A 23085-nucleotide genomic window follows, 5' to 3' on the forward strand; every position below is an offset into this window, starting at 1 on the left:
GCGAATAGGCTGCATTGTTTGGCCCAAAAGTTGAAACGGCTTGCAGCGCAAAAGCCCCTCCTTTCGAGAGAACGGTGGGGCTTTTTCATTCATGCGCGGTTGTTACACGGTGCGTTGAGTACCTTCACCACGTCGTCGATGATTGCCTTGCTCATGTCCTGCAAAAAATGTGAGGCCCAGGCATGTCGGTCGGAGTCGCGAACCATGGCGGCGTCTGAGGCGAGCAGTTTGGCTACGTGGAGCAGGTCTGAAGCGTGGTAGAGGGCTTCGATCACCGGGACACCGGCGTTGATGCGGAACAGGGGTTCGTTGGCGTGGTAGGAGAATGGGGTGAGGCCGATGGTTTTGAGGTCTTGGGGATTGGTCATTGGGCTTCACCTCCTGTTGGTCAGGTGGTGTGGGATGACCGGTGAGGCGGACAGATCAATAGCGTGCATTGGCAATACTCCAGAAATCAAAGTAGAGCCGCCACGTTCGTTCTCAGGCGAATGGGTGGCAGCTATGCGCAGGCTGAGAAACCGGTTGCACGACCCGGCAGACCCGAAGGTCTCCCACGCACAGCCGCCATTGCACGAAATGCGGGCATAAAAAAACGCCAACAATCGTGATTTGGGCGCTAGTGCGCGTGCAGTTTACCCGGGTTCTCAGGCCCGGTCGCTGAATTGGCAGCGACCGGGCGAAGTTAGCCGGCAAGGATGAGGTCGGCAATCGTAGCGATCTGGTGGCCGGGGATGGCCGGGACACCGCAGACCCTGTGGGAGCGGGCTTGCCCGCGATGGCAGTGTGTTAGGCGACATTGATGCTGGATGTGACGGCCCCATCGCGGGCAAGCCCGCTCCCACAGGATTTGAGGTGTGTCGGTTATTTTTGGGCAGTGTCGAGCAACCGGAAAAACCGCTCCCGCACCTGCAAGCTGTCGCTGTGAGCCACATTGAATCGCAGGAACTGGCTGGCATCCGGCCCTTTGCTCAGCAAGGTGCCCGGTGCCAATACCATATTGTTCTCCAGCCCCTGGCGAGCCAGGTTCTCGGCGTGTAAACCCTCCGGCAACCGCGCCCAGATAAACACGCCTTCGCCGGGCAACGAGGAAAGCGAACACCCGGCCTGCGCCAGCCAACCGGCCACACGGCTATTGGATTCATACAACCGATCTACCGTGCGCCGCGCATGCTTGGCATAGCTGCCGTCGCTGAGCATGGTGCAGGTGATCTGCTCTGCCAGCTCCGACGTTACCCCGCCGCAGGCCATTTTCAGGGCGACCATGCGCGCCGCCAGTTGCGGCGAGAGCACGGTGTAGCTGACGCGGCTGTTGGCGGTCAGGGTCTTGGAGAAACCGGAGACGTAACTCACATGATCCAACCCGCTGGCGGCCAGGCGCGGGGTGCGGCGTTGCTGGATGTCGCAGTACAGATCGTCTTCGACGATGTGCAAGCCATAACGGTGGCTCAGTTCCAGCAAGCGGTAGACCTGGGCCGGGGTGAACGAGTGACCGGTGGGGTTATGCAGCGTGCTGTTGGTCATGTACAGCACGGGTTTGTGGGCGATCAGCAGTTGCTCGAACGCGTCGAGGTCCATGCCGTCGCAATCCCGGGCGATGGTGATGACTTTGGCTCCATGCAACGCCAGGTTGGCGTGCATGTTGAAGTAGCAGGGGTCGTCGAGCAGCACGGTGTCGCCGGGTTTGACCAGCAGGCGCATCAGCAGGTCGATGGCCTGCATGGTGTTGGCGGTGGTGATGATCTGGTCCACCGACGCCTCGATGCCGAAGGTTGCCAGTTTGACCCGCAGGGCTTGGCGCAACGGCAAGTAACCGCCGGCTACGCCGTACTCGCCCATGCGCAACGAAGTTGCTCGCAGGGTAGCGCGCACGGCTTTCTGCAATTCTTCGGCGGGTAGCCACGAGGTTGGCAGAAAACCGCAGCCGGGGCGCAGCGCGCCGTTGTCCAGCAGCAAGGCGCGACGAATCACGCTGAGGGTGTCCTGGGGTTGCAGGTCCGGGCCGGTGCCGCTTTTGAGCGCCGCTTCGGAGCGGTGCACGTAATGCCCGGAGCCCTGGCGAGACACCACCAGCCCCTTGGCGCGCATGCGGTCCAGGGCATCGACCACCGTGGACTTGCCCACGTTCATCAAGTCGGAGAGTTCGCGAATCGGCGGCAGCTTGGCGCCGTGGGGCAGGCCCCCGGTGCTGATGGCTTGCGTCAGCTGATCGACGATCTGCTGCACCAGCGGCACGCCGGGCTGGAATTCAATGGCGGCGATGACTGCGCGTTGAACCTGCATTTTACTGGTCTCTCCGGCAGTAAAGTTCGTTGGATTCTATACGAACTTGCCCTGATCAGGACAAGCCTCTCTCTCTACCATGCTCTTACAGACTTTTCTGAATGTCGGCCTTTGTCGGCGGGCGTTCACCCGGTTCTTGAGGTGCTGCATGAGTGTCGAAACAGCGGTCGCGGTGGCTAAACCGGTCATTAACCTGCGGTTATTCACGATCCGGATCATCACCGCCGTCTCGCTGTTCGCGGTACTGGGCAAGGCCAACGTCTGGCTCGACACGGCCACCAACAGCATCCTGGCCCTTGGGTATCGCGCTTTGTTGCTGCTGTTGCCCCTGACTTTACTGGTGCTTGGCCGCCGTTCCCTGAGCGTCACCCTGCTGTGTGCCGGCCTTGGCCTGGTGCTGCTGGCGCTGACCAGCAATCAAGGCATGGTGATGTTTGCTGCCGCGCTGTTTGCCTACGGCATCGCCATTGCCGGTTACCTGATCAAGAGCGAAGCGGCCCAGACCAAGGAAGGCGCGGCCTACAACCGCGTGGCCATGAACATGGGCAGCCTGGTGGCCGGTTTGATCCTGCTGTCGCCGCTGCTCACGCCGACGATGTTTTTCCTTGGTGCGGCGGCCTTCGTTTTGCTGTGCCTGCCGATCGCCCTCGGCGCGACCTTCACCACCGAGCCGGTGGTCTCCCGCCCGGCCAGCCAGACCGGCAGCAACTGGGGCAACAAACTGCCCTGGGTGATCGCCGGCATCATCATGGGCATCAAGCTGTTCGGGGTGTTCTCGATCCTGCCACAGGCAATCCTGCTCAAGACCGGCGAACTGCCGGCCTGGTACGGCTTGATGCTGATCCTCAACAGCGCCGTGGTGGTGTTCGCCCAGGTGCCGGTGATGAAGCTGATCGAGTGCACCGGGCGCTTCAAGGTCGTGTCGGTGATCGCGATCATCGTCGGCGGTTTTGCGGTGCTGTCTTCGCCTGCAGCGTTCCACGTCGAAACCCTCGCCGGGGCGTTGGTCTGGGTGGCGCTGCTGTCCATCGCCGAATGCGCCTTCAGCTACCTCGATTACTTCTCGGTCAAGCAAAACAACATGTTCGTCAAGGAAGTGTCCCTGGGCGTCGGGGCCGGGCTGACCGTATTGATCATGCGGGTGGTGCCGGCGCCGTACAACGCGCTGGTGCTGGCCGCCATCGGTGCCGCAGGGATCCTGGCCTGGTACTGGTTCAACCGTAAATCCAATGCGTCGTTGCATGACTGAGTCATCGCCGTTGCGGTTTTCACCTTGCAGGTCGGGGGCATTATGAATACGACTTCATGCGTAGTAGTGGTCGGTTACAACGGCAATCGGGTGCACGACATCCAGAAGCTGCGCGAGCTGTGCAAGTCGCTCTACAACGCCAGGCTCATCCTGCTGGTCGAGAAAATTCAGCCCCACGACGACCAGGTGGCCGATCACGTCTGCAGCACTTCGCTGGCCGAAGACGATGTGGCGGCGTCCCTTGAACTGGTGGTGGGTTGCCTGAATGCCGACAGCTGGAAGCTGATCGGCGTACTGCCGTTCTCCGATCGTGGCGTGCTGCTCGGTGCAGCGCTGGCCACTCACTTCGGCCTGCCGGGCATTACCCCTGGCGAAGCGCGGGCGGGCCTGGACAAGCAGATCTTCCGCCAACTCGAAGCGGCGGCCAGCAGTGCCCCCGAAGAATACCGGCCAGTGTTTTCCGCGCGGGTCGCAAGCCTGTCGGAACTGCGCCAGCGCGTCGTCGAACTGGGCGGAAAAGCCTTCATCAAGCCGGCCTGCGAAGGTGCGAGCCGGGGCTGTCGCGTCATCCACCACCCTTCGGAATGCGATGACGCCTGGCTCGCCCTGAAGCCTTACCGCGAAGGCGGCATCGTCCTTGAAGAGCTGGTGGAGAATGCCCGGGAATACAGTTGGGACTGTGTGGCCGGCAGCACCTGGGTGACGGAAAAAACCACCACCGAAGGCGCCTACCGCGCCGAGATCCAGCAAGTCGTGCCCGCACCGCTTGCGCCTGAGGTACAGGCGCGTTTGATGGCAGCCGGTCGGCATATGGCGGGCTTGGTATCCCTGGCCAATGGCGCCTGGCACAACGAAGTGTTCCTGCGCCGCGACAACCTGACCTCGGCCGTGGAAACCAACATGCGCCCCGGCGGCATGCACATCTGGGACCTGGCCAAACGCGCCTTCGTCAATTTCGATCCGTGGGAACGTTGGGTGCGCTGGGCAGTGGAAGGCCAGAGCGAACAGCACGAGCCAGTGGCCCGCGGTTATTGCGGCATCCGCCTGCTCAGGGCGCCGGCCGGCGGCATCCTGCGCGCAACGCCTGACATCGAGGCCCTGGCCCGCGCCCTGCGCATCGAGCTGGTGGAGGGGCAGTACGCCAGGCGTGTCGGTGACTCGGTCAGCGCCCAGATCAAGGACAACTTCTCATTCATCGGCCACATCGTGCTGTTCAACGAACACTACGGGCAACTGAGCAACGACCTGTTGCGCCTGACCGAGGCGATTGAGTCACGCATTGAGGTGACTTGCCTGGCACCGGCCACCCGCGCCGTGTGTTGAGCCGGCAAGCGACCGTTTTTTTTTGCATTACTGATCAAGGGGGTTCGATCAATGATCCAGCACATGACCTGCGATGAACGTTTCATCGCCCTGGCCAAAGAGTTTGGTTATGACATCTACGGCGAAAACACCGCAGGCGGACATTACGCGCCGCTGATCCGTCATCACGATGAGCTGTACATCAGCGGCCTGGTGCCGCGCATGAACGGCAAGATCCATTACCCCGGCCGCGTCGGGCTGGATCTCACCATGGCCGATGCGCAAGCGGCCGCCAGCATCAGCGCGATGCGCGGGCTGGCGTTGATCGTCGATGCCATTGGCTCGCTGGACAAGATCAAGTCATTGATCCGGGTAACGGTCTATGTGAAGTCCACCGCGGACTTTGTCGATTTGAGTGAAGTGGCCAACGGCGCCTCGGATGTGTTCAGCCATGTGCTGGGCGATGCCGGTAAACATACCCGCACTACAGTGGGTGTTTATCAGTTACCCAAGAATGCCGCGATAGAAGTGGACATGATCGCCGCCTTGCGCCCATCGGTTTTGTAAGTTGTTTCCAGACTTTACAGTGCTGAATAGTTAACTTAAGGTTTGGCGCTAAAGTATGGGTAATAATAAAAAAAGGGCGTGCGAATGGATAACTTTCAAGGTGCGTTTTTTTCATATAAGGACTTTCGTCAGAGCCTGCACCATCGAGCGCCAAGTCCCAAGGTATGGAAAGGCACTGAACTGGCGGGTATGCGTCAGACCCTTGAAGCCAGCGACGTTGATATTGTCGCGCTGGCTCACGACAAGAGCATTGCGGGCTGTGAAGTGACACCTGGCATGGCGATCGCCATGCAATGGCTGAACCCCGGCGTGACGCTCAACGGCCATGCCCATTCCTGGTGGCATCTATTTGTCATCCAGTGCGGCAGCGGCGTGTTGACCCTCGGCGATGCCGACGGGGTCAATGTCAGCAATGGCGACGTGCTGCTGGTACCGGCCTGGACCAGACATGGCTTCGTCAACAGCAGCAGACACGAGCCCCTTGCGATGCTGAACATGAGCAATATGCCGCAAATGGCACTGCTCTCGAACTTTGCCGACAGCCATGGCCTGATCACCACCCAACCGTAATTTTTCGGCGCATCAGCCGCCCAGGGAGCCCACCTTCGTCGGCTCCCTTTTTTTGTTTTTCAGACCAGCCCCGGTATCGCCTTTTGCAGCGTTATTACCGGGATTCTGGCTGCGTATCTGCCGCTGGAAAACAACTTTCTGTATCGATTGAAACGGACAAATTCTGTATCTATTCAGCCTTCATTCAACTAACTACGATCACTCCCAATGCACGTCAATCCCTGCAGTTGGTCAATGGAGTGTTCTATGGAAAACAGGAAGCTAAAACTGTATGTCGGCGCCGATCATGTCAGCGCCTTTGCGATGTCGGCTTTTGTGGCGCTCAAGGAAAAGCAACTTTCATTTGAACTGGTTACTGTTGATCTAAAAGCGCGCGAAAACTATCTGCCGAGTTATCGCGATCTTTCGCTGACCTGCAAGATTCCAACGTTGGTTCACGACGATTTTGCCTTGTCGGAATCATCGGCGATTGCCGAATACCTCGATGAACTCTCCCCAGGGCATAAAAAACTCTATCCGCAGGACCTCCGTCAGCGTGCCCGTGCCCGTCAATTGCAGGCCTGGTTGCGCAGTGACTTGCTGGTGGTGCGCAAGGAGCGCCCGTTTGACCTGGTGTACTTCGGCAAGAAAAACACCGCGCTGTCCGACGAAGCCCAAGCTGCCGTCGAGCGCCTGTTCTTCGTCGCCGGGCATTTGCTGGAGGAGGGTGCCGAGCATCTGTTCGGTGACTGGAGCATTGCCGACACCGACCTTGCAATCATGCTCAACCGACTGGTTGCCAACGGCGATCCGGTGCCTGCACGGCTCGCGGCGTATGTGCGCCGCCAGTGGGATCGCGACAGCGTCCGGGCGTGGATGGACATAGAGCGCAAAGCGCCGGCCATCGCGTAACGACACTCAGGGCAATCACCAGGAGCGCGGCCATGCAAGGACTGTCAGAGCACGAACGCTACAAACCCTATAGCTCACGCACCATCCGCGACTCACCCTACTGGCACAAGCTGACGCCGGCGTTGCAGGAGGCCATGACCGTGGTGGCCCGGGTCATGCCGTTTCGCACCAACGAATACGTGCTGGGCACGTTGATCGACTGGAACAACATTCCGGACGATCCGGTTTTTCGCATGACCTTCCCCCACAAGGACATGTTGCTGGCGGAGGAATATGCCTCGCTCAAACAACTGATCGAACTGGATGACAGCGCAGCGATCAAGCGTCGGATCGAGGCGATCTGGCGGCGCATGAACCCGCATCCGGCCGGGCAGTTGACCCACAACGGTGTGACCCTCAACGGCAAGATCCTGCCGGGTATCCAGCACAAGTACCGCGAGACCGTGCTGTTTTTCCCCGGTGCCGGTCAGACCTGTCACGCGTACTGCACCTTCTGTTTCCGCTGGGCGCAGTTCATCGGCGAAGAAGAGCTCAAGTTCAATGCCCGCGAGTCCCAGGAGCTGGTCAGCTACTTGAAGGTGCACAGCGAAGTGACCGACGTGCTGATTACCGGCGGCGACCCGATGATCATGAACACCCGCTCCCTGGCCGGTTACATCGAGCCGCTGTTGGATTTGCCACACCTGAAGAACATCCGCATCGGCACCAAGTCCGTGGCGTACTGGCCGCAGCGTTTTGTCAGTGACAAGGATGCGCCTGAACTGCTGGAGCTGTTCCAGCGCATCGTCGCGGCGGGGAAAAACCTGTCGATCATGGGCCACTACAACCACCCCGTGGAGATCCGTCAGACCATCGCCCGCCAAGCCATCGAGCGCATTCGCTCGACGGGCGCGACGGTGCGCATGCAGGCGCCGCTGATCCGTCACATCAACGAAAACCCCGCCGATTGGGCCGCGCTGTGGACCGAAGGGGTACGGCTTGGTGCCGTGCCTTATTACATGTTCGTCGAGCGCGATACCGGCCCCAGCCACTATTTCGCGATGCCGCTGGCCAGGGCCTTCGAGATCTTCCAGGCGGCGTACCGCACGGTGTCGGGGCTTGCGCGCACGGTGCGCGGGCCGTCCATGAGCACCTTCTACGGCAAGGTGTTGATCAACGGCATCGAGACCGTCGCCGGGGAAAAGGTCTTCGTCTTGCAGTTCCTCCAGGCACGCAATCCGCAATGGGTGTTGCGCACCTTCTACGCGCGCTTCGATCCGCACGTGACCTGGTTCGACGACTTGCAACCGGCCTTCGGCGAGCGTTCGTTCTTCTTTCAGACCGAGCTCACCGCCGTGCCGGAATTGATACCCGTGTTGCTGGAAACGGCGTAGGAAAAATCATGAACAATGGGGAGATATGGATATGAGCAGTATCCCGTTTGACCAGCGCGAGGGCGTTATCTGGCTCGACGGCGAGTTCGTCGAGTGGTCCCGGGCGCAGTTGCATGTGCTGACCCATGGCCTGCATTACGCGAGCACTGTGTATGAAGGCGAGCGGGTCTACAACGGCAGGATCTTCAAGCTGCGCGAACACAGCGAGCGCTTGTATCGCTCGGCGCAACTGATGGACTTTGCCATCCCCTTTGAGCTGGCTGAACTGGAGGCGGCCAGCCACGAACTGCTGCAACGCAACCAGGTCGTTGACGGTTATCTGCGCCCAGTGGCCTGGCGCGGCAGCGAAATGATTTCCACCTCGGCGCGTTTCAACCGTGTGCACGTGGCCATCGCCTGCTGGCAATGGCCGAGCTATTTCGACCCGGCGGCGCGCATGGCCGGCATCCGCTTGAAAACCGCGAGCTGGCGTCGTCCGCCACCGAGCAGCAGCCCCTTCGAAGCCAAGGCCTCCGGGCATTACCAGATCGCCACGCTGAGCAAGCACGATGCCGAGAACACGGGCTACCACGATGCGCTGATGCTCGACTGGCGTGGCCATGTTGCCGAAGCCACCAGCGCCAATGTGTTCTTCGTCAAAGGCCGGACGCTGCACACGCCGCTGCCGGAATGTTTCCTCAACGGCATCACCCGCCAGACGGTGATCGAACTGGCCAGGGCGCTGGACTACCAGGTGGTCGAACGCACGATTCTGCCTACGGAGCTTGGCGACTTTGATGAGTGTTTTCTCACCGGCACCGCCGCCGAAATTACCCCGGTGCAGAGCATCGACGGGCAGCGCTATCGACCGGGTGACGCCTGCCGCGACTTCATTGCCGCGTACACCTCAACTGTCAACGCCGGATAACCCGCCAGGAATCTCACCATGTCAGACCAAGGGATTGTTGCGTCTCAACCTTGCATTGCGCTCGGCCATCGTCATGAAGAACTGTCGACGTTGGGCTGGACTGTGCTGACCCCGGACGAATTTGCCGATGATGTCGTAGGCACCTTGAGCGAATTCGGCCCGATCATTCCGCAGTTCAACGGCCAGATGGCCTTTGCCATTACCCGCAAGCCGGGTTACGAAGACTTGCCGTATTCCCAGAGCATGAACGGCATCGGCCCGCACACTGAAGCGCCAGTGTACGGGCCGCCGCCGCGCTACCTGGCGTTGCATTGCCATAAACAGGCCACGTGCGGCGGTGGGCACACCGGTTTGGTGGACGGTTATGAATTTCTCAAGTACCTGGAACGCAGTGAACCAGAACTGCGTGAGTGGCTGGATGACTCGCCGGTAGAATTTGTCGCCACCGCCAAACCGGGTGAACCGGGGCAGCGGCGGGTCAAGGAATACATCCTCACGCCTACGCAAGACGGGGATATTTTTCGCTTCAGTTACAACCAGTTTCACTACGGCGACGTGAACCCGTCCAAGGCTGCCCTGCAGCAATCGCTGGTGACCAACAGCACCTCGCCACTGGCCAGGTTTGCCGCGCTCGGTGAAGCGTACTTCGTCGAGCACAACATTGCGGTGCTGATTCCCGACGGGTGCCTGCTGATTTGGGACAACTGGCGAATGATCCACGCCCGCAGTCGTTACACTGACCCGGCGCGCAACCTGACCCGCTATTGGCTGGCCTGATTTTTCCGTCGCCCTTCATTCTTTTGGCGTACCCCTTGGCGGGTACGCGTCTTACAGGTATCGCGTCATGCAGACAGCAATCGAGATCGCCCGGGTCGATCATCAACTGATCGTGCGGCTCAACCAGGGCTGGACCAAGCGCGCCTCCGTTTGTGATCCGGACAGGGCCCGGATCAACGAAGTGTTTGACCCGCTACGACCGGATTACCCGGAGTGCATGGTGCCGTTCTTCCACCATCCGAAATTCCAGGCCTTGAGCGACGAACTCAAAAGCAGCGTGGTGACCTGGGGCTGGATCGGCTACAACCTGCGCACCATCACCGCCGAAGAACATGTGGTCAATCCGGCGCTGAGCGTCATCGCCAATCAGTACCTGGGCAAGGATGACTGGCATTTTCGCGAGGCCATGCAACAGACCCTGATCGACGAGCACTACCACACGCTGATGCACCTGCGGGCCATCGAGCGGACCAAGCTCGACCGGGCGCTGGATCAGGATCTGGACTTGCCGCCGTCCGTCACGTATCTGCGCCTGAAGGCCCAGCGTGAAGCACTGCCCGAGCAATGGCAGCGGGATCTGGCGGCGATCACTTTTGCGGTGGTGGCCGAGATCAGCGTCAACGCCTATCTGGACTTGCTGGCGGACGACCAGACCATCCAGCCGCAGAACCGCCGGGTGGCCGAGCTACACAACCGTGATGAGTACGCCCACAGCAAGGTGCTGGCCGAAGTGTCCAAGGTCATGTACGCGAACATGCAGCCCATGCAGCGGGAATTTTTCGCACGCAACCTGTCGGTGGCGCTGAGTGCTTTTATCGCTCAGGACTACTCGATGTGGGAGGCGATTCTCACGCAGCTCGGGGTCGAGGATGCGGCGCTGATCATTGCCGACACCCGCGAGAGCAACAAGAGCGCGACCATCATGCGCGACTACAGCGGCCTGCATAAGCTGGCTCAGGACCTGGGCATCAGCGAGCAGATCGATTTCGATTTCCGCCCGACCCTCAAAACCACGGCGGTCGCCTGAACCCGGAGGTGTCCATGTCTGCTCCTGTGTACGAAGTGTTCGCTATTCGCGTCGGCGCAAACGCCCAGCGCACCGCCAGGGAGAACTTTCTCTACGACGCCTGCTGCGGTGATCCGAATGCGCCGATGCCGCTGGACTACTACTTCTGGGTCATCCGCAACGAGCAGCAGGTGATCGTGGTCGACACCTGTTTCCAACCGGCCACGGCGCACCGGCGCAATCGCCAGATGTATCGCCTGCCGGAAGAGTCCCTGCGGCAACTGGACATCGATCCGGCCCGGGTCGAGCATCTGATCCTGACCCATTTGCACTGGGATCATGCCGGCAACCTCGGGCTGTTCCCGAAGGCGACCGTGCATCTGCAGGAAGCGGAATTGCGTTTCTGCACCGGGCCGAAAATGGCCCATCGCCCGGTGAACAAAACCTACGAAGTCGAGGACGTGATGTCGGCGTTGCCGCCGCTGTTCGAAGGGCGGATGCGTTTGCACAATGGTGTTGTCGAGGTCGTTGCGGGCGTGACCTTGCACCCGGTGGGCGGACATACGCCGGGCAGTCAGGTGGTGCGGGTGAACACCGAGCGCGGCTGGATCGTGCTGGCCTCGGATGCCGCGCATTTGTGGGTCAACATTCGCGAGCGCAGTCCGTTTCCGATTCTCGATGACCTGGCGCAAACCCTCGAAGCCTTCACCGAAATCGACCGCCTGGCCGGCAGCGAAGACCACGTCATCCCCGGCCACGACCCGCTGATCGCCGAGCGTTTCCCGCACTGGAATGACGACCCGCATATCATTTGCCTGCACCAAAACCCTCACTAACCCCGCAACTCCTACAGGGGATTGTGTTAAGGCTGGTTTTTCAGGATATGGCCGAGGGTCTCCAGCGCCTCATCAATCCGCGGTGAATACGGCGCCCCACAACCCATCCGCACAAAGTGATCAAAGTGCCGGGCATTGGAAAAGATATCCCCAGGTGAAATCTGGATGCCGACCTTCAACGCATCATGAAAAAACGTCATCGATGAATACCGGTGAGGCAGTTCCACCCATAACAGCGTGCCGCCCTGGGGGTTGGTCACGTGGGTGCCGAGGGGGAAGTGGCGAATGATCGCCTCGCTCATCTGTTGACGTTGTTGGGTCAGGGCTTTCCTCAACCGCCGCAGGTAGCGCTCGTAGGACGGTGTGCGCATGAATTCGCTGGCCGCCAGTTGCGATAACGCCTCGCACCCCCGCGACTGCGCATGCTTGAGCATCTCCACACGGTCGTGCCATTTGCCGGCGCTGATCCAGCCCAGGCGCATGCCCGGTGCCAGGGTTTTGTTCAGCGAGGCGCAATGGATCACGTTATCGGTGCTATCCCAATGTTTGAGCGTGGACAGCGGCTGCTCGGTGTCCACCAGGTCGCCGTAGGTGTCGTCTTCGATCAGCACGGTGTCGTGCTCGGCGCACAGTTTCACCAGCCGCGCCTTGTTGGCGTCGGGCATGATGCTGCCCAACGGGTTTTGCAGGTTGGGAATGACGATCAGCGCCTTGATCCGCTCGGGGCCTTGCAGCAGCCGTTGCAGGGCCTGCAGATTGAGCCCGGTGTGGGCCGAGGCCGGGACTTCCAGCACGTGCAGGTTCAGGCTTTCGAGAATTTGCAGCAGACCGTAGAAGGTCGGTGACTCCACGGCCACGGTGTCGCCAGGGCGGGTGACCGCACGCAAGGCCAGGTTGATCGCTTCGGTGGCGCCGTTGGTGATCACGATCCGCTCGGGGGGCAGGTGAGTCTTGCTGGCCAGAGCACGCCGGGCCAGGATACTGCGCAGTGCGCTGTTGCCGCAGGCACCGCCCGCGGTGCCGAGCAGGCAGGCGTCGTGGCGCAGCGCCTTGATCATGTTGTCTTGCAAGGTCTTGAGTGGGTAAAGCTCAGGCGCGCAGTAGGCGCTGGCGAAGTTGACCTTGATCGTCGCGCGCTGACTGGCCTTGAGCACCGTGCAGACCTGTTCATGAATGCCGACATATGCGCGGGTATCCAGCGCTGGCGCCAGGGCGATCGGGGCGGGCCTGGACAGGGTGTCGGGCTTGCGAATGTAGTTGCCGGAGCGCGGCCGGGCTTCCAGCACACCGCAGTCTTCCAGCTCCCGGCACACCTGCACGGCGGTCGACAGACTGACGGCGTGTTTTTCCATCATCAAGCGGATCGAGGGCAGGCGTTCACCGGTTTTCAGGGTGCCGCTGCGGATAGCGTCCAGGTAGTGGTTGGCCAACTGGCGATACAAGGGGGGCGTGTTCATGATGACCTCGGCAGTTGCACCACTGAGGACTGGGCTGGAAAGTGAGTTGACGCTCCCCGCAGGCGGACCCGTGGTGCTCATGGGTGAAGGGAAGTGGTGTTCTGCGTCGATACTGGAAGAGTAATCGCGGTTTTGCCCGAATCACGGGCAATAAAAAGCCCCGCTCTGATGGCGGGGCTCTTGAGTGGGGCTGTGAAGTATCTGTGGCGAGGGAGCTTGCTCCCGCTTGAGTGCGGAGCACTCACAAAATGTCGGCAAGTGTTGTCAGATTTTTGGGGCCGCTACACAGCCCAGCGCGAGCAAGCTCGCTCGCCACAAATGCGGGCGGTCGCCTTACTGTGCGGCGATGGAGTAACCATCGAACGCGGTCTGCTGCTGCAGGGCGGTGATGATGTTCTTGCGGTTGACAGCTTGCTCGGCGCCGCTGTTGTCCAGGAACGTTTCGCTTTCCAGTTCCGCTTCGTCGCCTTCGCCAACGAAGGTGAAACCGAGGAATTCCAGGGCTTCACGGTCGACGTTCAGGCGCGAGCGCGGGGTGCGCAACGGCAAGGTGACGCTCATGCCGTCCTTGCTGATGGTGAAGACTTCGACTTCTTTCTTGACCTTGGCGGCTTTGCTCTTGCCGCCGCTCGGGTTGCTGATGGCCTGGTGGGTCTGGTTCAGCACCTTCAGGGCCAGGCCGTAGACGATTTCCTGGAACGCCGGGTCGTCCTTGAAGCTGGACAGGATGCGGCTGATCGGGAATTTGCTGCTCAAGTCTTCGAGGGCGGCGATGTCCGCGGCCTCGGCGTCCTTGAGTTGCTTGAGCTGGCCCATCAGTTCGTAGGCTTTGTCATCGTCGAAGCTGTCGTGGGCCTGACGGATGGCGGCACGCAGTTCGCGGATCTGGTCGCTTTCGCGGGTGGACTGGAAAGCGTCCAGCACCATCTCGCTGATGGTTTTTGCCTGAGGCACGTGTTGTGAAAGATTGATGGAGTTTTCGTATTCCGCTTTGGACGACAGGGTGGCTACGGTTTCAGCGGTATTGGAATCGGACATTGAAATTTCACTACTTCTATAACTTGAATTGGGGCGAGAAAGCCCAGGGGCTTTTTCAGGTCGCCTAATCTATTGGACCGGGGCGGCGTTGTCACGGATCAACGGGCGGCTGGTCATTTTTTTGCCTTTCTGTGGGAGCGTTACAGGGTGTCCTGCCAGGTCTGGCGGGACGATTGCAGTTGCGTCTTGACCCAGTTGCTGAAGGCCTGGACTACCGCGCGGTCCGCCTTTTGCGGGTCGGTGGCCAGGTAGTAACCACGGTGCAGATCGATGCTGATGTCGAACGGTCGCACCAGCAAACCCTTGGAAAGGGCATCGCCACTGATCAGGGTGTCGCCAATCGCGATGCCCTGGCCGGCAATGCAGGCGGACTGTGCGCAGTGGGCATCGGAGAACAGGATGCCGCTCAACGCATTGACCCCCGAAGCGCCGGCGGCGGTCAGCCAGATGCGCCAGTCCGAGTAGTCGGTCATGTGCAGCAAGGGGTAAGTGCTGAGCTCCTGCGGGTTTTTCAGTCCGCCCAGGGCGTTGATCAGGCGTGGGCTGCACACCGGGAAGAAGCGCAAAGCCACAATCTCTTCAACATTCATTTGCGGCCAGTCGCCGATCCCGTAGGCGATGAACAGATCGACGTTGGGGTTGTTGGTGTCGTCCGGCGTGCGCGGGGAAATCAGCTGCAACTGCACTTGCGGGTACTGCCGCAAAAACGCACCGATGTGGTGGCACAGCCAATAGGTGGCGAACCCCGGCGCGCAACTGACGCACAGCCGGCCGGAGATTTCCTGATCGTCGATCAACTGCCCGGCATCGAGCAGGTTCAGCAGAATTGCGTGCACCTCCCGCGCATAACGCTCGCCCTGGTACGTCAGGCCAATGCCACGGCCGATTCGTTCGGTCAGGGCGAAGCCGACACACTCCTCCAGCTTGCTGATCTGGTGGCTGATGGCGCTGCGGGTCAGGTTCAGCTCACGGGCCGCGACCGACACGCTGCCTGTGCGGGCAACCGCATCCAGCGCACGAAGGGCTGTCATCGAAGGAAATCGCATAAATCATCCCGTTCAAAGGTGGAAGAAAGGCCTGCAGACACCGATCACCGATGGCTTCCCTTATGGTGAGGTAAATCGAACAGTCAGGCCAAAAAAAATCGATTGTTGTATCGGTTGATTCAACAATACTAGCGCTAATTGTCATCGGCCGGTCAGGCCCACCCTCAAACAGGGTGCTGCCCGCGACCTTTCCTGCTGACGAAAACAACAACAGTTTTTTCAGGTTCCCGACTCGCCTGGCGCCCGGTGGACCTTTCAATCTCCTGAACTCGAAGGTGGCTGACATGGCTGAGTCCGACAACTTTTCCTCTACCCATTCCACGCAGGGGACTTACGCCGACCTGATCCTCGCCAACGGGCGTATCTACACTCAGGACCCGGCCAACCCGTGGGCCGAGGCCGTGGCCATCCGCGACGGCAAGTTGATCGGTGTCGCCAGCCTCGGCCAGATCGAGATGTTCAAGGGCCCGAACACCCGCGTGCATGACCTGCAAGGCGCGTTCTGCATGCCCGGCCTGCACGACATGCACACCCACCCCGACCTCGCGTTGGCACCGCGCTACAGCGACGACCTCGACGTCGGCATCGAAGACCCGACCCCGGAGCAACTGCGCGAAAGCATCCTTGCCTACGCCGACAGCCATCCCGGCGACGGCTGGATCTACGGTCAGTACTGGGTGCGCTACACCTTCCGCGAAGCGGGTTTGACCCCGGGCCGCGCCTGGCTCGACAGTGTCATGCCGGACCGTCCGGTGGCGCTGCTCGATCGCATGTGGGGCACCATGATGGTCAACTCCAGGGCCCTGGAACTGGCCGGCATCGATGGCAACACCAGCGATCCGCGCAACGGTTACTTCGAGCGTGACGAACTGACCGGCGAACCGACTGGCCTGATGATCGACGGAGCCTACGCGATGATCCACGCCGCGATGCCGCCGACCCCGGTCAGCGTGCTGCGCCGCGCCTATCGCGATGGCGTGCATTTCCAGAGCTCACGCGGCGTCACGGCGAGCAAATACGTGCACGTTTGCGAACAGCGTTTGCAGGCCCTCAAGGAACTGGACGACAGCGGCGAACTGACGGTGCGCATCGAAGCGGCGATCAGTTGGCAGGACGACATTTTCCCGGTGCGTCGTCGCTGGGAACTGCTGGCGGGCGAGCGTCACTACTACCGCAGCGCACGCCTGAGTGCCAACGCGGTGAAGTTCCACTTCGACGGCACGGTCGAGCCGAAGTCTTCGTACCTGCTGACCCCATGGCCGCAGGAATCGAGCTGGCGCGGCAAGCTCAACCTGACCCCGGAGCACATCACCGACATGGTGGTGGACATGGACCGCAAGGGCATCCGCGTGATTGCCCATTGCACCGGTGACGGTGCGTCGGACGTGTTCCTCGATGCCGTGGCCGAGGCCCGTCGTCGCAACGGTTTCAGCGGCGTGCGCCACCAGTGCGCCCACAGCACCTTGTTGCACCCCGGTAACCTGCCGCGCTTCAAGGAACTGAACGTCATCGCCGAATTCTCCCCGGCCGCCTGGTACCCGACACCATTCGCCAGCGGTGCACGTTCCGGCTACGGCCAGGAGCGACTCAAGCGCATCTACGATTTCAAAGGCGTGCTCGCCGCAGGCGGCACCGCGGTGATGGGCACTGACTGGCCGGTGGCGTCCATCGACCCGTGGCTGGCGCTGGAAACCATGATCACCCGGCAGAACCCGTGGAACGACGACCCGGCCTGCTTCGGCGACCCGATCAGTCTCGAACAGGCACTGACCGTGATCACCAGCAACGGCGCCGTGGCCATGGGCCTGGAACACAGCACCGGTAGCCTGCAAGTGGGCAAGGCGGCGGACCTGATCGTCATCGACCGCGACCTGTTCGCCGAGCCGGCGCGCAACTACATCCACAAGACCCGGGTGCTGCTGACCTTCGTTGAAGGGCAACTGGTCTACGACCGTCATTCGACGCTGCAAGCCTTGGGCCTCAAGGCGGTGTGGCAGGGCGAACCACCGGTGCTGGAGGGCAAGGCAGAATGACTTCCCCACGCATTGCCGTGACCGTCGTCTCGGGGTTTCTCGGCGCCGGTAAAACCACGCTACTCAACCGCATGGTGCGCCGTGCCGAAGGCAGTCGGCTGGCGGTGATCGTCAACGACTTCGGTGAGCTGAACATCGATGCGGCCATCGTCTCCGAAGTCTCCGACGCGGTGTACAGCCTGCAAAACGGCTGCATCTGCTGCACCGTGCAGGAGGACCTGCTGGCGCAACTGGGCAGCCTTGCTCAATTGGAACCACGGCTGGAGCGCATCGTCATCGAGTGCAGCGGCGTGTCCGATCCGCAGCGCATCGTGCAGACCCTGGCTTATCCACAGCTGCGCAGCCAGATGCAACTGGACATGGTGATTACTGTGGTCGATGCCACCCGTCATCTGCAACTCGATGGCGAGTACGCGCGGCTGGCCCGGGCGCAAGTGGCGGCCGCCGACCTGCTGTTGCTCAACAAGATCGACCTGGTCGACGAACCGCAGTTGCGGGCGCTGCGCGAGGTGTTGGGCCTCAGGACTCGAGTGCACGAAAGCGTGCAGGCGCAGTTGCCCGATGCGCTGTGGCTCGACACCGATCTGGAGCTTGAGCCGCGCGCAGTGAAACCGCTGGCACGGGTGTCCGATGGCGATCACGGCGATATGTTCAGCAGTTGGCTTTGGCAAAGCGACCAGGCGCTCGATGCCGAGGGGTTGCGGGGCTGGTTGCAGGCGCTGCCCGGCGATGTGTTTCGGGTCAAGGGGCTGGTGAAGCTTGCGCAGGGCAACAAGGCCCACTGGCTGCAACACGTCGGCACCCGCAGTCAGTTTCTGCCGGCCACGGATGAAGCCCAGGCAAAGACCACACGCCTGGTGTGTATTGCCCGCCGTGGTTTCGACGGCTGGGAAGCCTTGGGGCAGGGGCTTGAGGCCTGCACCGTGAAGGTGAGCGCATGACTGCGGCCGGGCTGGCCTCTTCGCGAGCAGGCGCCTCGGTCAGTCAGGCCTGCCTCGGTGTGTTGAGGTTCATCGAGCGCACCGCCAATGCAGTCGCCGTTTCCTCATCGATCGGCAACGAAAACCGGAACGTCGCCCCGCGCCCCGGCACGTCGATCAACTGAATCTCGCGTCCGTGCAATTGCAGGATGCGATGCACGATCCGCAGCCCCAACCCGCCATCGCGCCGTGCACCGCCGATATTGAACGGGCGCAGGAATAACCCTTCGCGCAGTTCCGGGGCGATGCCGGGGCCGGTATCGCTGACCGTGACTTCGATGAATGAGCCTTGCGGGCGCAGGTCCAACTCGACCTCACCACCGGCCGGGGTATGGCGCAGGGCGTTGTCGAACAGGTTGGTCAGCACCCGCTCGATCAAGCCGAGGTCCGCGCAGGCCGCCGAGGCATTCGGTGCGAAGGTGGCCTTGAGTTCGACTTTGCGCGCTTCGGCGCTGAGTTCGAATTTCTGGAAGATGTCCTGGGCCAGGTCAGTCAGGGAAAAGCGTTCCAGCACCGGTTGCACGAAGCCGTGTTCCAGCCGCACCAGTTCCAGCAGCGACTGCGCCAGACCGCCGACCTTGCGGCTCTGGTCCAGGGCGATGCCCAGATAGCGACGGCGGTCGGCAGGGGACAGCGTGGCGTCCTTGAGCGACAGGGTTTCCAGATAACCGTGCAACGAGGCCAGCGGCGTGCGCAAGTCGTGGGAGATGTTCGCCACCAGTTCGCGGCGTTCCTGATCCTGGCGGGTCAACGAACGCCATTGTTCGCCCAGGCGTGCCTGCATCTGCCGGAACGCGGCATCGAGCACGGCGATTTCATCGTGGCTGGCGGCTTTTTCCACCGTGACGGGCAGGGCCGGGGTGACCGGCACGCCATCGATGTCGAACTGGCTGACGGTTTCTGTCAGGCGGCGCAACGGCCGGGTAATCAGGGCAAACGCCGTGAGACCGGCAATCAGGCACAGCAGCGCCACCAGGCCGATAGACAACAGCGCTGTGTTGAGCGCCGCGCTGGTTGCACCGCGTTCGGACAGTCGATCATGGTCTTCACCGAGCAGCACCACGTAGAGATAACCGGCCGGTTTTCCATCGACCTTCAGCGGCGCAGCGCTGAACACCTTGCGCGCATCGACGCTGCGCGGGTCGTCGCCGAGAATCGGCAGGGCATCACCGCGCAACAGGCGCTGGATCGGTGCCAGGTCGATCCGCTCACGACGGATCCGACCCTCGGGCGCGGCGCTGCCGACAATCTTGCCCGCGGAATCGAGCAGGTACACCTCGACGCTCGGGTTGACCTGCATCAGTTTGCTGAACAGGTCACGCACGGCATTGGGCATCAGGCCCTGGGTGTCCATCAGCACCGTGTCGCTGGCGATGTGCTGCGCCAGGTCCCGGGACAAGCCTTGCACCACTTCCTGCTCGTGCATCTGGTTGGAGCGCACCTGCAACCACGCCGAGGTGCCGCAGCACACCAGCAGCAGTACGGCGAACACCAGGGACAGGCGTTGCGTCAGGGTCAGCCTCATGGCTGCGGCTCCTCGCCTGTGGCGAATTTGTAGCCGCGGCCCCAGACCGTGAGGATGCGCACCGGTTGCGCCGGGTCGGCCTCGATCTTGGCGCGCAGGCGGTTGATGTGGGTGTTGACCGTGTGCTCGTAGCCTTCGTGGCTGTAGCCCCACACGGCATTGAGCAGGTCCATGCGCGAAAACACCTTGCCGGGCTGGCGGGCGAAGAAATACAGCAAGTCGAACTCCCGGGGCGTGAGGTCCAGGCGCCGTCCGTCGAGGGACACATCGCGGGTGATCGGGTCGATGGCCAGGCCGTCGGTGAGCAGGCTGCCGGCGTCCATCTTCAGGTTGCGCGCCATGGCATCGACCCGGCGCAGCAGCGCTTTGACCCGGGCCACCAGTTCGAGCATGGAAAAGGGCTTGGCCAGATAGTCGTCGGCACCCAGTTCCAGGCCGAGAATCCGGTGCACTTCGCTGGAACGCGCGCTGGTGATGATGATCGGCGTGTAGCGGGCCATGGCCCGGGCGCGGCGGCAGATTTCCAGGCCGTCGACACCGGGCAGCATCAGGTCGAGGACCAGTGCGTCCCAGTTGCCCTGTTGCAGCAGGCGCATGCCTTCATCGCCATCGGCACTGTGCACCACCTCGAACTGTTCATCGCGAAGATGCAGGCAGATCAGGTCGGCGATGTGCATATCGTCCTCGACCACCAGGACGCGTTTGGTCTGTTCCATACAGCTCAATCCTTCAGTGCGATGCACGCATGATGCGCAATACCCCTACTGTTCGGGCAGAAGCATTGTGCGGGTTTTTCGGGGTCTGAGTTATCACGAATTGTTTAACTTCCCGTGAGGATTTGGCGATCACCCAAAGCCTAGGCTGTGTTCCATGAAACACCCCCGGATTTTTTGGAGACGAGCATGTTTTCACGACGGCAATTTCTTTTAGTGAGCGGCGGACTGGGGGTGGCAACCCTGGCAATCGGCCTGTTGCCGAAGTTTTCCACAGGCACTGCACTGATCAGTGAGGCCAGCGCGGCCGAGGCGTTCGAAGTGATCCACAGCGACAGCGAATGGCACGCGATCCTCAGTGACGAGCAGTACGACATCCTGCGCGAAGAGGGTACCGAACGGGCCTACAGCAGCCCGCTGAACAACGAGCACGGTGATGGCACCTTCGTCTGTGCCGGTTGCGAGTTGCCGCTGTTTTCCTCGGCGACCAAATTCGACAGCCGCACCGGTTGGCCGAGTTTCTGGGCACCCCTGGACAAGGCCGTGGCGACCCGCCAGGACCGAGCGTTCGGCATGGTCCGCGAAGAGGTTCATTGCCGGCGCTGCGGCGGGCATCTGGGGCATGTCTTTGACGATGGCCCGAAACCCACTGGCCTGCGTTACTGCATGAACGGCCTGGCGATGAAATTCGTGCCCAAGACGGTGTGATTCCCTACCACTCACTTTTTGCAGGTAATCGCCATGTGGCTGCTGGTCCTCGCTTATCTCGGTGGTGTGCTGACGATTGTCAGCCCGTGCATTCTGCCGGTGTTGCCGTTTGTCTTCGCCCGCACCGGGCAACCCTTCGTCAAAAGCGGGTTGCCGCTGCTGGTGGGCATGGCGCTGACCTTCGCATTGGTCGCCACGTTGGCGGCGGTGGGCGGTGGCTGGGTGGTGCAGCTCAACCAGTACGGGCGCTGGCTGGCGCTGGTGTTCGTGGCGCTGTTCGGACTGACGTTGTTGCTGCCGCAATTGGCCGAGCGCCTGACCCGACCATTGGTGGCGGCGGGCAGTCGTTTGTCGGTGGCGGCGGGCGCCGATGCGCGGCCACGTCCTGGTGCTTCGTTGTTGATCGGCGTGGCCACCGGCCTGCTGTGGGCGCCCTGCGCCGGGCCGATTCTCGGTTTGCTGTTGACCGGTGCGGCGTTGCAAGGCGCGAGCATCCAAACCACCTTTTTGCTGCTGGCGTATGCCGCCGGCGCTGCCACATCCCTCGCGCTGGCCTTGTTGCTGGGCGGCAAAGTCTTCACCGCGATGAAGCGCTCGATTGGCACGGGCGAATGGCTGCGTCGCGGTCTTGGCGCGACGATGTTGGCTGGTGTGGCGGCGATTGCCCTGGGCCTGGACACGGGGGTTCTGGCGCGGATTTCCACGGCGTCGACCGGTGGTATCGAGCAAGCGTTGGTGGAGAAGCTGAGCGGCAAGTCGCCGCGTAACAGCGCGGCGCCGAATGCGATCGCCGAGGGTGCGGTGCAAGTGGCTGGCAAAACCCCGGGCACCTTGCCGGTCGAGGGCAACCTGCCGCCACTGGACGGCGCCGTGCAATGGCTCAACTCGCCGCCCCTCGATGCCCAGACCTTGAAAGGCAAGGTCGTGCTGGTGGATTTCTGGACCTACTCCTGCATCAACTGCCTGCGCTCGCTGCCCTATGTGAAGGCCTGGGCCGAGAAGTATCGTGATCAGGGCCTGGTGGTGATCGGCGTGCATGCGCCCGAGTTTGCCTTCGAACGCGACGTCAGCAACGTCACCAAGGCCATGAAAGACCTGGGCATCACCTACCCGGTGGCCATCGACAACGAGTTCAAGATCTGGCGCGCCTTCAACAACGAGTACTGGCCGGCGCATTACTTTGCCGACGCCCAGGGACGCATTCGTTATCACCACTTCGGCGAAGGCGCGTACGCCGAATCGGAGCGGGTCATTCAGCAATTGCTGCGCGAGGCGGGGGCGGCCAAGGTTGCGGACGGGCTGATCAGTGCCCAGGCCGAGGGTGTGCAAATGGCCCCGGACAGCGACGCCGTGCAGTCGCCGGAAACCTATGTCGGCTACCAGCGCGCGGAACATTTCGTATCGCAACCCGCGCTGGTGCCGGACAAGGTCGCGGCCTACAACCCGCCGGCGCAATTGGCCCTCAACGACTGGAGCCTGGGCGGCCAGTGGCATGTCGGCCCGGAGCGGGCCACCGCCAGCGCCCCGGCCAGTCGCATCGTCTATCGCTTCCATGCCCGTGACTTGCATTTGGTGCTCGGCCCTGGCGCCGATGGCAAGCCGGTGCGCTTCAAGGTGCTGATCGACGGCAAGGCCCCCGGCGATGACCACGGCATGGACGTGGCCCCCGATGGCAGCGGCACCGTGACGGACCAGCGCTTGTATCAACTGGTGCGCCAGAGCGGCGGCGTGACCGACCGGATCTTCAGTATCGAGTTTCTTGACCCGGGTGCGTCGGCTTACGCCTTCACCTTCGGCTGATTACTTTCCTGCGCTTGAGGAGTTCGC

Annotated in this window: 21 protein-coding genes; 14 read left to right on the forward strand and 7 right to left on the reverse strand. The window is 61.7% G+C overall.

The window, feature by feature from the left end:
* Positions 1 to 89: 89 nt before the first annotated feature.
* Together ACM6IT_RS18355 and ACM6IT_RS18360 are read right to left on the reverse strand one after the other, a co-directional pair.
* Positions 90 to 368 carry a DUF3077 domain-containing protein gene (locus tag ACM6IT_RS18355; RefSeq protein WP_056728492.1) on the reverse strand — a complete coding sequence of 93 codons (279 nt, stop codon included), beginning with the start codon at positions 366 to 368 and terminating at the stop codon, positions 90 to 92.
* A 493-nt stretch (positions 369 to 861) separates the two neighbouring features.
* On the reverse strand, positions 862 to 2280 hold the full coding sequence (locus tag ACM6IT_RS18360; RefSeq protein ID WP_414918464.1) for a PLP-dependent aminotransferase family protein: 1419 nt from the start codon (positions 2278 to 2280) through the stop codon (positions 862 to 864).
* A gap of 148 nt (positions 2281 to 2428) precedes the next feature.
* On the opposite strand from ACM6IT_RS18360, the gene ACM6IT_RS18365 reads away from it, so the two are divergent.
* The 10 genes from ACM6IT_RS18365 (at position 2429) to ACM6IT_RS18410 (ending at position 11758) form a co-directional block, all read left to right on the forward strand.
* Positions 2429 to 3529 carry a hypothetical protein gene (locus ACM6IT_RS18365; RefSeq protein ID WP_414918465.1) on the forward strand — a complete coding sequence of 367 codons (1101 nt, stop codon included), beginning with the start codon at positions 2429 to 2431 and terminating at the stop codon, positions 3527 to 3529.
* Positions 3530 to 3571: 42 nt separating this feature from the next.
* Entirely contained in the window at positions 3572 to 4852 is a 1281-nt protein-coding gene (locus ACM6IT_RS18370) for an ATP-grasp domain-containing protein (RefSeq protein WP_414918466.1), read from the forward strand.
* A 51-nt stretch (positions 4853 to 4903) separates the two neighbouring features.
* Complete coding sequence (locus ACM6IT_RS18375) at positions 4904 to 5398, forward strand: RidA family protein (RefSeq protein ID WP_008018868.1); 495 nt, start codon at positions 4904 to 4906, stop codon at positions 5396 to 5398.
* A gap of 84 nt (positions 5399 to 5482) precedes the next feature.
* Positions 5483 to 5968, forward strand: a complete 486-nt coding sequence (locus ACM6IT_RS18380; RefSeq protein WP_223542468.1) for a cupin domain-containing protein — start codon at positions 5483 to 5485, stop codon at positions 5966 to 5968.
* Between the two features lie 246 nt (positions 5969 to 6214).
* Positions 6215 to 6859 (forward strand): glutathione transferase, encoded by a 645-nt coding sequence (gene yfcF / locus ACM6IT_RS18385; RefSeq protein ID WP_056728502.1) that lies wholly within the window; start codon positions 6215 to 6217, stop codon positions 6857 to 6859.
* A gap of 32 nt (positions 6860 to 6891) precedes the next feature.
* Positions 6892 to 8232 (forward strand): KamA family radical SAM protein, encoded by a 1341-nt coding sequence (locus tag ACM6IT_RS18390; RefSeq protein WP_414918467.1) that lies wholly within the window; start codon positions 6892 to 6894, stop codon positions 8230 to 8232.
* A gap of 31 nt (positions 8233 to 8263) precedes the next feature.
* On the forward strand, positions 8264 to 9139 hold the full coding sequence (locus ACM6IT_RS18395; protein ID WP_056728599.1) for a branched-chain amino acid aminotransferase: 876 nt from the start codon (positions 8264 to 8266) through the stop codon (positions 9137 to 9139).
* 18 nt (positions 9140 to 9157) lie between these two features.
* Positions 9158 to 9916, forward strand: coding sequence for a TauD/TfdA family dioxygenase (locus ACM6IT_RS18400; RefSeq protein WP_414918468.1), 759 nt, complete (start codon positions 9158 to 9160; stop codon positions 9914 to 9916).
* Between the two features lie 67 nt (positions 9917 to 9983).
* Positions 9984 to 10943 carry a diiron oxygenase gene (locus ACM6IT_RS18405; protein ID WP_414918469.1) on the forward strand — a complete coding sequence of 320 codons (960 nt, stop codon included), beginning with the start codon at positions 9984 to 9986 and terminating at the stop codon, positions 10941 to 10943.
* Between the two features lie 14 nt (positions 10944 to 10957).
* Positions 10958 to 11758: an N-acyl homoserine lactonase family protein gene (locus ACM6IT_RS18410; protein WP_414918470.1), complete on the forward strand. Its 801-nt coding sequence runs from the start codon at positions 10958 to 10960 to the stop codon at positions 11756 to 11758.
* A 26-nt stretch (positions 11759 to 11784) separates the two neighbouring features.
* On the opposite strand, the gene ACM6IT_RS18415 is transcribed toward ACM6IT_RS18410, so the two are convergent.
* From ACM6IT_RS18415 to ACM6IT_RS18425, 3 genes are all read right to left on the reverse strand, one after another.
* The gene (locus tag ACM6IT_RS18415) at positions 11785 to 13215 is read right to left on the reverse strand and encodes a PLP-dependent aminotransferase family protein (RefSeq protein ID WP_414918471.1); all 1431 of its coding nucleotides are present in this window, start codon (positions 13213 to 13215) and stop codon (positions 11785 to 11787) included.
* A gap of 333 nt (positions 13216 to 13548) precedes the next feature.
* The gene (locus ACM6IT_RS18420) at positions 13549 to 14253 is read right to left on the reverse strand and encodes a hypothetical protein (protein WP_414918472.1); all 705 of its coding nucleotides are present in this window, start codon (positions 14251 to 14253) and stop codon (positions 13549 to 13551) included.
* Between the two features lie 140 nt (positions 14254 to 14393).
* Complete coding sequence (locus ACM6IT_RS18425) at positions 14394 to 15299, reverse strand: LysR substrate-binding domain-containing protein (protein WP_056728515.1); 906 nt, start codon at positions 15297 to 15299, stop codon at positions 14394 to 14396.
* Between the two features lie 284 nt (positions 15300 to 15583).
* On the opposite strand from ACM6IT_RS18425, the gene ACM6IT_RS18430 reads away from it, so the two are divergent.
* Both ACM6IT_RS18430 and ACM6IT_RS18435 read left to right on the forward strand, forming a co-directional pair.
* Complete coding sequence (locus ACM6IT_RS18430; RefSeq protein ID WP_223542462.1) at positions 15584 to 17332, forward strand: amidohydrolase; 1749 nt, start codon at positions 15584 to 15586, stop codon at positions 17330 to 17332.
* A complete protein-coding gene (locus ACM6IT_RS18435; protein ID WP_414918473.1) occupies positions 17329 to 18273 on the forward strand; it encodes a CobW family GTP-binding protein in 945 nt (314 codons plus the stop codon). Before ACM6IT_RS18430 ends, ACM6IT_RS18435 begins: the two co-directional genes overlap by 4 nt.
* A gap of 43 nt (positions 18274 to 18316) precedes the next feature.
* On the opposite strand, the gene ACM6IT_RS18440 is transcribed toward ACM6IT_RS18435, so the two are convergent.
* Positions 18317 to 19837 (reverse strand): ATP-binding protein, encoded by a 1521-nt coding sequence (locus tag ACM6IT_RS18440; protein ID WP_414913979.1) that lies wholly within the window; start codon positions 19835 to 19837, stop codon positions 18317 to 18319.
* Positions 19834 to 20553: a response regulator transcription factor gene (locus tag ACM6IT_RS18445; RefSeq protein ID WP_056728524.1), complete on the reverse strand. Its 720-nt coding sequence runs from the start codon at positions 20551 to 20553 to the stop codon at positions 19834 to 19836. The genes ACM6IT_RS18440 and ACM6IT_RS18445 overlap by 4 nt, the downstream gene beginning before the upstream one ends.
* 186 nt (positions 20554 to 20739) lie before the next feature.
* Here ACM6IT_RS18445 and msrB point away from each other — a divergent pair, with 186 nt between their 5' ends.
* Both msrB and ACM6IT_RS18455 read left to right on the forward strand, forming a co-directional pair.
* Entirely contained in the window at positions 20740 to 21258 is a 519-nt protein-coding gene (msrB, locus tag ACM6IT_RS18450; RefSeq protein ID WP_414913978.1) for a peptide-methionine (R)-S-oxide reductase MsrB, read from the forward strand.
* A gap of 33 nt (positions 21259 to 21291) precedes the next feature.
* Positions 21292 to 23058: a cytochrome c biogenesis protein DipZ gene (locus ACM6IT_RS18455; protein WP_414918474.1), complete on the forward strand. Its 1767-nt coding sequence runs from the start codon at positions 21292 to 21294 to the stop codon at positions 23056 to 23058.
* Positions 23059 to 23085 lie beyond the last annotated feature (27 nt).

Origin of the sequence: Pseudomonas sp. IT-P4 (genome assembly GCF_949767755.1) — a bacterium.
GTDB classification, from domain to species: domain Bacteria; phylum Pseudomonadota; class Gammaproteobacteria; order Pseudomonadales; family Pseudomonadaceae; genus Aquipseudomonas; species Aquipseudomonas monachiensis.